Source organism: Nitrospinota bacterium (assembly GCA_009873635.1).
In the GTDB taxonomy this organism is placed as follows: domain Bacteria; phylum Nitrospinota; class Nitrospinia; order Nitrospinales; family VA-1; genus LS-NOB.
This window is the reverse complement of sequence record WAHY01000008.1, coordinates 17,264-27,077: the sequence shown is the minus strand read 5'-3', so window position 1 is coordinate 27,077 and position 9,814 is coordinate 17,264. Positions and strand designations below refer to the sequence as shown.

Below are 9,814 nucleotides of genomic sequence, written 5' to 3'. Positions count from 1 at the left end.
GGCCTTGTGTCACCCATGAAGATTGCAGGTTGTTGAAGTTGTCGAGGAATATCCGGCTGATGGCAAGGGTTTTTAAATATTCGAATCCGGTAACGGAGGTTTTGATACCACTGTCTCCCTGCAGTTGCGTGTTCCCGGGTTGAAATCCCCAGGCAATGAAAGCTGTAAAGCCATTGGTTTGATCCTGTAATTTTCTGAGACGTTCAAGATGTTCGATACGTTCTTCCAGAGTTTCGACATGGCCGAACATCATAGTAGCGGTAGTGGGGATGCCCATGACGTGCGCAAGCTCCATGACCTCCAGCCACTCATCCGCCGTGCATTTTTTGGGGCTGATAATCCGACGGACGCGGTCAACCAGAATTTCTGCTCCACCACCGGGTATGGAGTCTAGCCCTGCCTGCTTGAGCCGGGTGAGAGTTTCTTCCAGAGGGATTCTGGATATTCTACTGGTATGAATGATCTCAGAAGGAGACAGCGCATGAAGGTGGATGCCAAACCGATCTTTGATTTTTGTAAACAGGTCTTCAAAATAATCTATTTTTAAATTCTGGTGATGGCCCCCTTGTAAAAGAATCTGGTTGCCGCCAGCCGAAACGGTTTCTTCAATTTTTTTCGCGATGGCTTCAAATGGAAGAACATATGAGTCAGCATCGGATTCCTTCCTGTAGAACGCGCAGAAAGAACAATCGGTCACACAGACATTGGTATAATTGATATTTCTGTCAACGATGTAGGTGATAGTTCTGTCCGACCTTTTTTTTCGGGCCAATCTTGAAGCTACATTTCCGAGAAGCAGGATATTGGTTGTGGAAAACAGTTTTAACGCTTCATCAGTTTGGATACGCTGGCCGGCAAGGGCTTTTTCAAGGACAGGTTCAATCATGGCAGAGCATCGCAGCGGATTTCAAGGTGATTCTGGTCCGGATCCGTGAAATATATGGATTCTCCTTCGCCTCTTATTACGGGCCCACTATCGATCGTGACATTTTTCCTTTTGAGTTCGTCAATGATCTTGCCAAACTCATCCCGACTGGTTGCAAAGGCGAAGTGCATATAACCGTTATCGCTAAGTTCTTCCAGGGCAGGTTTCATTTCCAGTTCGGGAGTTTCAAACAGGGCGAGCATGGCATTGCCTGTATTGAGCATGATGTGTCTCAATCCTTTAGAAAACCTGTGAGCGACCGTAAACCCGAGAACTTCTTTATAAAAACTTTCGGCACGGTCCAGGTCACTGACATTGAGTGCGATGTGATGGAAGCCTTGTAATTGCATCGTCTTGCTTAAAGGGTTCCGTCACCCGCTCCAAAAGAAGTGGTTGTCAGGCCATCTATGCCCATGTCTCTCATCTCTTCTTCTTTTGTCACAATAAAAATATGGTAACCAAATTTGCTTTTGATTGGACCACGTACTTCACCTACAGGTGCTTCCATAGCGGCTTTTTCCAGCTCAGGTGCGGCAGTGTTGTGTTCAAGAAACCCAAGATCACCGCCTTTATTGCGGGTGCCGCAGGCGCTGTATTTTTTTGCAAGCTTGGCAAACATTTTAAACAGCATCTCGCGGTCTTTGTAATCATCTTCTTTAAGGTGGTCAAGAAGCACTTTGGCCAGTTCTTCGGTACTTAAAACGATGTGGCTGACTTGTATGGATCGTATAGACATAACGGTAACCCCGTCTTTAACGAACATTGATAAATGGGTTGAATTTATAAAGGCATTATACTCTTCAGTCACCCCGGGAGCAACTAATAGGCGTAGAGCCAGCGATCAATAGCTTTATTTGGAATTGAGGATGGTATCTCGGCTGTTTAGGGGTTGAAAGATGTTTCAATCGCTTCGAGGAGAGATGCTACGGTGTACTGTTCAGGCACTATTTCTACATTTAGTCCAGCCTCCCGGGCGGTTTTTTCAGTGATGGGGCCAATGCAGGCAATCCTGGTTTGTTTGATTGCGGGAAACAGTTTTTCTCCCGTCAATGCCAAAAAGTTTTTGACGGTGGAGGAAGAAGTGAAGGTGATGATATCAATACTGCCCGCTTCGAGCCTCTTGGATAACTCATCCATTTTTGGGGTTGGAAGAACGGTCTGGTAAGCCGGGGCGACATCCACAATGGCTCCGAGTGTACGTAACTGCTCAGGTAGTGTTTCACGAGCAATGGTGGCTCGGGGTAAAAGAAACCGTTTTCCTTCTATATTCTCTTTGCCAATGCTTTCGATCAATGATTCGGCGACAAAATTTTCGGGCACCACATCAACGAGAATGCCCAACTCCTGAACAGCTTCAGCGGTTTTGGGTCCAATGGTGAAGACTCGAAGACCTTTCAACTCGCGGATGTCCTGACCAATTTCTTTGAGACGTTCCATAAAAAACCGTACACCATTGACGCTGGTGAATATCAAACCATGATATTGAGCGAGGTCGTTCAGTGCGTTATCAAGAGCATCCCAGCTTTCGGGGGGGATTGTCTCGATCACCGGGAAAAAGAAAGGTTCGGCACCCAGCTCCTGCAATCGCTCGATCATTGATTCAGCCTGATCCCCTTTTCTCGTGACCACTATTGTTTTACCGAAAAGTGGAAGCTCTTCGTACCATTCGATGTAGGGTTTCAGGTTGACCACCTCACCAATGATGGTCAGGGCGGGAGGTGAAATTTTATCCTTTTCAGAAACCTTTACAATGGTGCTCAAAGTGCCGACCCAGGTTTTCTGTCTGGCCGTTGTGCCCCATTGCACTACAGCGACAGGGGTGTCAGGGTTTTTGCCGAAACTCATGAGCTTTTCTACGATCAATGGAAGTTTGCGCGCACCCATAAGAAAAACCAATGTCCCGGAGCGAGCCGCAATTTTTTCCCAGTCTATATGTATGTCGCCCTGTTTTTTTTCGTTGCTCCCGGTAATGACGGAAAAGGTGGATGAAAGGTCGCGGTGTGTGAGAGGGATACCAGCATAGGCTGCCACTCCGGTTACAGATGTCACACCGGGCACGATGATGAATGAAATGCCAGCATCCTTTAAAGCCTGTATCTCTTCTCCTCCTCTTCCGAAAATGAAGGGGTCTCCACCTTTCAACCGAACGACTGTTTTTATTTCCCGGGCTTTGCTGATGAGCAGTTGGTTGATCTGTTCCTGCTCCATCGAGGCAATACCTTCTTTTTTCCCGACATAAATTATTTCTGTAGAATTATTTGTGAAGCGAAGCATGTCAGGATTGACAAGGTGATCGTACAAGACGACATCAGCCCTTTGCAGCCACATTTTACCTTTCAGGGTAAGCAGACCTGTGTCACCAGGTCCAGCGCCTATGAGAATTACTTTTCCCTGATTTGATTTGGGCATAATGACATTCCTGATTAACTTTGTTCCTGTATTTTTATGCTATTCATGCTGCTGTGAGGGTGTGAACGTGATTGGCAAGGTCTGCGAAATCTTCGAGAGAGAGGGTTTCGCCCCTGCGATTGAGGTCAATCCCGGCCATGCGGGCTTGCCCGTTTTCTTTGTTAAAAAGATGCTCCCAGTTTTTTAAATTATTTTTCAACATTTTCCTTTTATGAATAAATGCAGAGTTTACCAGTTTAAAAAAAAGTTTTGAATTTTCAACCTGCACCCTGGGTTGAGATAGCGGTGTCAGGCTGATGAGAGAAGAATCGATTTTGGGTTTTGGTGAAAATGCGGTATTGGGAATTTCGAGCAGGCGTTGAACCTCACAATAATATTGGACGTAGACAGAAAGTGAGCCATATTCCCGATTTCCGGGTACTGCTGTTAATCGATCCACCACTTCTTTTTGCAGCATCAATGTCATGGAGTTTATGTGATCACGATAATGGATCAGTTTTTTCATGATATGTGTAGCGGCGTAATAGGGAAGGTTGGAAACGACATTAAGCCCTTTACCAAGGGAAGCGTAATCAAACTTCGCGGCATCGCCTTCAATCAACTTAAAAGTTGGAGTATTGCCAAATCGGCTTTGAATATCTTTGGCCAGCCGGGGATCCAGCTCAACAGCGGTCAGGGAATTAACTTTATTTATAAGAAGCTGGGTAAGAATGCCTTTGCCCGGTCCTATTTCGACCACATGTTCACCGGGTTGGATGTTAGCCAATTGGATGATGTTCTGGGCGATATGAAGGTCGACCAGAAAGTTTTGCCCGAGTGGCCTCTTCCTCATTTCATGGAGAGTGAGGATTGCGACAACCGAGCCGCAGTCCGCAAAGCCATCTTTAGATTTTCCGGGCAGGCTCTATCCCTTCCTGCGATATCAAATGCGGTTCCATGATCTACAGAGGTTCTTAAAATGGGCAGGCCGAGAGTGATATTCACTCCCTGCCCATCAGAATCCATCTTCACAGGTATCATTCCCTGATCGTGGTACATGCAGACAACGGCATCGTACTTTCTTGAGTCGGTTCTGCCAAAAAGCGCATCTGCGGAGAAAGGACCACTGGCTTGAATACCCTCTGTTTGTACTCTTTTCAATGCCGGTAATATGAAATCGGTTTCTTCTTTGCCAAATATTCCTCCATCCCCACAATGAGGGTTGAGTCCTGTCACGGCAATATTGGGAACATCGGTCACATGGCGGTACAACCATTCATGAGTCAGGCGAATCGTGTTGAGCACCCTTTCTTCAGAAATCAGGGGTTGAACCTGCCCCAGTGGAACATGCGTGGTGACCAGCACTACCCGCAGACTTTTTCCTGCCATCATAAGTGAAGCCTGCTTGGAGTCAGTAAGTTGTGCCAGCAATTCGGTATGTCCTGGAAAGGAGTGACCCGCAAGGTGCAAACTTTTCTTATTAATGGGTGCCGTAGTAATTGCGGACACTTCGTCACGCAGTGCCAGTTCCACAGCTGTTTTGATGGCTTCATAACTGGCTCGACCTGCTTCAGCAGAGGGTCTTCCAATGGGTATGCCTTCAGGCACGTTGTTCAGGTCGATAACATCAATGGTGCAGGTCTGGTACCACCCATCTTCAGGTTTGTCTATGGTATGGATCAGGATTTCCGGTGCGTATTTTTTTGCCGTTTCCTGAAGTAGCCGGGCGTCACCAATGACCACGGCACGGGATTGGATCGGCAGGGTATCATCCTGAAAAGCTTTGACAATAACCTCCGGCCCGATGCCCGCAGGGTCTCCCATTGTTAACGCAATAATAGGTGTAGAACTCATAGTCTGTAATTAAAAATCTGCTAATTGATTAATACTTATTTTCTCAATTTATGAATTTTTCCTTTGGCCTTTTTTGACGACCCGGATGGTCTTGGACTTGCGTCCAGTATTTTCTTATCCACGTTGCTTTCATATTCTTTAAAATTCTCTATAAACTGGTTTGCCAGTTCACGTGCTTTTTCATCATAGGCTTCCGGGTTTTTCCAGGTGTTCCTGGGATGAAGGATATCATCGGGAACGCCTTTGACCTTAAGCGGGACGTGTATTCCAAATACCGGGTCTTCCTGGGTTTCAGCTTTGTCCAACTGGCCTTCAAGAATAGCCTTGATCATGGCCCGGGTATACTTTATCTCAACACGGTGTCCAACACCATAAGGTCCGCCGGTCCATCCGGTGTTTACCAGCCAACAGGCTACATTGTATTTCGCAATCTTTTCTCCCAGCATATCAGCATAAACGGATGGGTGCAGTGACATGAATGGAGCACCAAAACAGGTGCTGAAAATGGCTGTGGGTTCGCGGCTCATACCTTTTTCGGTGCCTGCCACTTTTGCGGTGTATCCTGAAATGAAATGATACATGGCCTGCTCAGGGGTGAGCTTGGAAACCGGAGGCATGACCCCGTAGGCATCACAGGTCAGCATGATCACATTATTCGGGTGACCTCCCATTCCATTCAGCACCGCATTCTGAATATGGCTGATGGGGTAGCTGGCCCGGGTATTTTCAGTGAGACTGGCATCATCCAGGTTGAGCCTGCGACTATCAACATCCATGACTACATTTTCAAGCAGGGTGCCAAATCGGCGGGTGCATTCATAAATTTCTGGTTCTGATTTCCTGGACAGTCGAATCACTTTTGCGTAACATCCGCCTTCAAAATTAAAGACTCCTCTGTCGCTCCACCCGTGCTCATCATCACCAATCAGCTTACGCAGAGGGTCTGCAGATAAAGTGGTCTTGCCGGTTCCAGAAAGCCCGAAAAATATGGCTGAGTCTCCTTTCTTTCCAATATTTGCAGAACAGTGCATGGATAATACGGACTGTTTTTGAGGTAACAGGTAGTTGAGAATAGAGAAAACGGATTTTTTGATTTCACCCGCATAACTTGTTCCGCCGATCAAAACCAGTTGTTTGCCAAAGTCTACGATGACGAAAACTTCAGAGTTAGTTCCATCTATAGCGGGAACGGCTTTGAATCCTGGAACCTGAATAACAGTGAACGCAGGTTCATGCGTTTCAAGTTTTTCCATATCGCGGATTTGGATAAACATGTTTCTTGCAAACAAACTGTGCCATGCATTTTCAGTTATCACACGAATATGGGTTTGGTGTTTTGGGTCAGAACCGGCGCAGCAATCCTGCACATAAACTTGTTTTCCTTGCAGGTAAGCCAATACCCTGGAGTAAAGTGCTTCAAACTGCTCAACAGTAAATGGTTTATTGACTTTACCCCACCAGATGTTTTCCTGGCAGGACGGTTCTTGAACAATAAACTTATCTTTTGGAGCTCTTCCCGTGTGTTCCCCGGTGCTTACACATACTGGTCCCAGATGGGAGAGGTGGCCTTCTTCATTAGCAATAATGTGCTCGTAAAGCTGGGGAGTGGATAAATTCCAATGAATCTTTTTTAAATTTTTCAGACCATGCGTTTCTAATCCTACCTTATGTTTCAAAACCTTTTGCGGCATGGAAAATATTCCTTTATTATATGAAGGTAATGGATATAACCCTTTGAAAGGTTATGAGTTTCCTGTTTTGTCAGGGCCAGGTTAATTAACTAAACCGTTATTTTGTATTAAAAGTTTATCATATCTGCTCAAAATGAAAACCGCTTTTTAACCCGAAAACAGGTCTTTTGAGAGGTTTGGAATGTTTCGATTATTTGGTGAAAAAAAGAGGAGCCCCGAATGAAGGTTCTGGCAAAGGAAAAAACCAGATATAACGATATTTATGTCATCCAGAATGGTGAACATCGTGAGCTTTGGTTCAAGGGTAACGGTGAATATTTCCTGCAAAGCCGTGTCGATACTCACGGGAACAATCCTCTTGCCTTGGTGTATTCACGTATGATGATGGCTTCATTACTGTTTTCGCCAAATCCTGGCAGGATGCTCATGGTGGGGTTGGGGGGAGATGCGGTAAGCAACTGCCTTCTTCAGTGGTTTCCAAATCTGAAAATAGATATTGTCGAGGTGGATGGCAAGGTTATTGAGATTTCCAAACAATATTTTACATTGAGAGAATCAAGCCGCTGTCGAGTCTTTGAGGAAGATGGAAGGGTATTCATTCAGAGTCGAAAAGGTCAGGAGCCTTATAACTGGGTTATTCTGGACGCATTCAAAAGCGGATCCATTCCCTACCACTTGAAGACCTGTGAATTCTATAAAGAAATCCGTGAAATACTTTGTCCCGGAGGCGTGGTGGGTTCAAATCTTTATGGTAAGGGTAATACGCTGAAGCCAAGAGATATTAAAACTTTCCTTTCGGTGTTTCCGCAGACCTATTGCTTTGAAGATGATGACCAGGTTGCGACCGTTCTTATTGCAACTGATGGCGAGAGGTGGAGCGAAGAAAAAATCCGTGAAAGGGCATCTTTATGCCAGGCTTTACCTCATCCCTTCTCTATGCAGGATATTGCAAAAACCTATCGCCCGGGAAAATTCCGGGAAGATTCAGTCGCAACTTTTAGAGACCATATTTCCGGCAATGGCTTCCTGTTCGATGTAGAACGAGAAAACCTGCAGACTTCGCAAAGCCGTCGTTACCCAATAGTCAATGTTTACTAATTGGTGATGCCTAAGAGGACAGGTCAAATATTTGGACTTTCCCCAAGTCCATATTGGCTACAGCCAGTTGGTCATTGAAGCAGGACAGGCCGCCTACTTTTCCAAACTGACCCGCCCGTTTACCAGGTTTGTGATAAATTTTCTGAACTTCCAATTTGTGGTTGAAATGAACAATTTGTCCATTCCAAAAATCGGAACCGAATATACCGTGTTTGGGGTGCCACGCCATGAAATAAATATCGTCCACTTCCCGGTCTGCTTTGTCCGCCTTATGGAGTAGATTGTTCTGTGAGTCATAATGTTTCAGTAAAGACTCAGATCTGTCTCCCGTCAGGTATTCACCGTTAGGCAGGCAACATATGCTAACAGGTTCGTTTAAGTTTTCCGAAGGCTGATCTGCAGGAATAACCCGGACTTCAGCGCCATTCTTGTCAAAGATTATTATCCGGTTGTGCTCGGGGTCAGCCACCCAAATATTATCCTGGCTATCAATGGATAGACTGAAAACCATTCCCAGTTCTGCACTGCCGAATTGGAAAAGATAATTCCCGTCTTTATCAAATTTCTTTATGAGTTGCGCTTTCTCCACGATGACATATATGGACCCTTCGCTGTCAATTGCGATGTTGTTTGGGTACTGCATATTCCCGGGAGCGGTTCCCCAGCCACCAAAATGGAACTGGTAATCTCCATCCCGGGAATAGCTGTGAACCTGGTGGTTTTCATAACCGGTAACCAGAAGGTTGCCGTCCTCGTTGTGGCATATACCCTGCGGGGCCAGGTTGTAACCGATTCGTACATCGGCTATTTCGAGTATCCGGGTTTCCCGTAAGCCCATGTTTGAGTTAGATAATTGTCCGCGAAATTCGACCAATTTATCCAAAAAGTTTTTTACCCTGGAATCTCTCTGCAATTCAAATTCGCTCCTGTCCAGTTTGATTTGAACTTGAGCATTTTCTGCTTCAACCTTTAAGGTGTCTGAAATCTCTGATATATCGTACTTGGACTTAAGTTCATCAAGCTGACTATGTAATGAAGAGAGTTTGAAAACATTTTCTTTTCGAGATTTTGATTCTTGCCGGACTATTTTGTCTTGCTGAATGTGGTAATCGTTTAAGGTTTGAAAAAAACGTTGTGCATCCTTGCTTTCATTGTTGTCGAGTGACAATAAGGCTCCTGCCAGAATTAGTCGGTGCAGATTGAGCGACTGGTTGATGTCCAGGCTCATTATCATTCTGCGTATCAGGTTGACTTGAAATTGGACAATGGCAATATTGTCATTGATAGTGATTGGAGAGATTTTATCTTCTACCTTGCTCTGTTTTAACTGGATATCCAGATCGTTCCTTTGACGCACTACATCTTCCAGTTGTTGAATGAGTTCCTGTGCTTTTCCCTGGTAATTAGATTGGTTTTCCAGCAGTTTTAAGGCGCAGGAGGCCAGCTCTTCTTTGTGATTCGTTAGGTCAGGGAACTGAAATACATCTTGCCCCCAAACTATGGTGTCGTTTTTCTTTCGCAAGCTGGAACCTTCTGCTTTAAATGCACTGATAGCTCCATCAAAATCCAGGTTCTCTGAATCGTATGGGACGGGTGTAAAGTCTGCCAATGTGAGATCTGTTTTTGTTGTGGTCTCACTCGACTCGGGAGACCTCAAAAAAACATCCAGGGAATTCAGAAATTCTTGTTCCAAGATAGTGTAAGACCAGCTGTCTTCATGGAAGCCTATCAGGATTTTTATAATATCTTCATATGCGGAGGTGTCTCCAATCCTTTTCCCGGCGAGATTTTCCAGGCTGGTTTTTTGGCGGGTTTTGATGGATAGATTCCTCAAGCTGAACCAGTGAGACTGCAACTC

Annotated in this window: 8 protein-coding genes and 1 pseudogene (1 of these 9 only partly in view); 1 reads left to right on the top strand and 8 read right to left on the bottom strand. The window is 45.3% G+C overall.

Annotated features, from left to right (window positions below; genetic code table 11):
* The 7 genes and pseudogenes from F3741_06550 to F3741_06520 all read right to left on the bottom strand — a co-directional run.
* A pseudogene (locus F3741_06550) lies at positions 1–886 on the bottom strand (radical SAM protein) (it extends 242 nt beyond the left edge of the window).
* Positions 883–1,275 carry a VOC family protein gene (locus F3741_06545; protein MZG30455.1) on the bottom strand — a complete coding sequence of 131 codons (393 nt, stop codon included), beginning with the start codon at positions 1,273–1,275 and terminating at the stop codon, positions 883–885. The pseudogene F3741_06550 and the gene F3741_06545 overlap by 4 nt, the downstream one beginning before the upstream one ends.
* 8 nt (positions 1,276–1,283) lie before the next feature.
* Positions 1,284–1,661: a peptidylprolyl isomerase gene (locus F3741_06540; GenBank protein MZG30454.1), complete on the bottom strand. Its 378-nt coding sequence runs from the start codon at positions 1,659–1,661 to the stop codon at positions 1,284–1,286.
* Positions 1,662–1,807: 146 nt separating this feature from the next.
* Positions 1,808–3,334 (bottom strand): uroporphyrinogen-III C-methyltransferase, encoded by a 1,527-nt coding sequence (cobA, locus tag F3741_06535; protein ID MZG30453.1) that lies wholly within the window; start codon positions 3,332–3,334, stop codon positions 1,808–1,810.
* A 43-nt stretch (positions 3,335–3,377) separates the two neighbouring features.
* Positions 3,378–4,166 (bottom strand): ribosomal RNA small subunit methyltransferase A, encoded by a 789-nt coding sequence (rsmA, locus tag F3741_06530; protein MZG30452.1) that lies wholly within the window; start codon positions 4,164–4,166, stop codon positions 3,378–3,380.
* Complete coding sequence (pdxA, locus tag F3741_06525; GenBank protein MZG30451.1) at positions 4,163–5,167, bottom strand: 4-hydroxythreonine-4-phosphate dehydrogenase PdxA; 1,005 nt, start codon at positions 5,165–5,167, stop codon at positions 4,163–4,165. The genes rsmA and pdxA overlap by 4 nt, the downstream gene beginning before the upstream one ends.
* A 35-nt stretch (positions 5,168–5,202) precedes the next feature.
* A complete protein-coding gene (locus F3741_06520) occupies positions 5,203–6,858 on the bottom strand; it encodes a phosphoenolpyruvate carboxykinase (protein MZG30450.1) in 1,656 nt (551 codons plus the stop codon).
* Between the two features lie 219 nt (positions 6,859–7,077).
* Here F3741_06520 and F3741_06515 point away from each other — a divergent pair, with 219 nt between their 5' ends.
* The gene (locus F3741_06515; GenBank protein MZG30449.1) at positions 7,078–7,956 is read left to right on the top strand and encodes a hypothetical protein; all 879 of its coding nucleotides are present in this window, start codon (positions 7,078–7,080) and stop codon (positions 7,954–7,956) included.
* Positions 7,957–7,966: 10 nt separating this feature from the next.
* Here F3741_06515 and F3741_06510 read toward each other — a convergent pair whose 3' ends face one another.
* A complete protein-coding gene (locus F3741_06510) occupies positions 7,967–9,790 on the bottom strand; it encodes a hypothetical protein (protein ID MZG30448.1) in 1,824 nt (607 codons plus the stop codon).
* Positions 9,791–9,814: the final 24 nt, after the last annotated feature.

Coding starts and splice junctions, on each gene's coding strand:
- F3741_06515 (MZG30449.1), top strand. CDS start 7,078: ATGAAGGTTCTGGCAAAGGAAAAAACCAGATATAACGATATTTATGTC.
- F3741_06540 (MZG30454.1), bottom strand. CDS start 1,661: ATGTCTATACGATCCATACAAGTCAGCCACATCGTTTTAAGTACCGAA.
- F3741_06545 (MZG30455.1), bottom strand. CDS start 1,275: ATGCAATTACAAGGCTTCCATCACATCGCACTCAATGTCAGTGACCTG.
- F3741_06520 (MZG30450.1), bottom strand. CDS start 6,858: ATGCCGCAAAAGGTTTTGAAACATAAGGTAGGATTAGAAACGCATGGT.
- pdxA (MZG30451.1), bottom strand. CDS start 5,167: ATGAGTTCTACACCTATTATTGCGTTAACAATGGGAGACCCTGCGGGC.
- cobA (MZG30453.1), bottom strand. CDS start 3,334: ATGCCCAAATCAAATCAGGGAAAAGTAATTCTCATAGGCGCTGGACCT.
- rsmA (MZG30452.1), bottom strand. CDS start 4,166: ATGAGGAAGAGGCCACTCGGGCAAAACTTTCTGGTCGACCTTCATATC.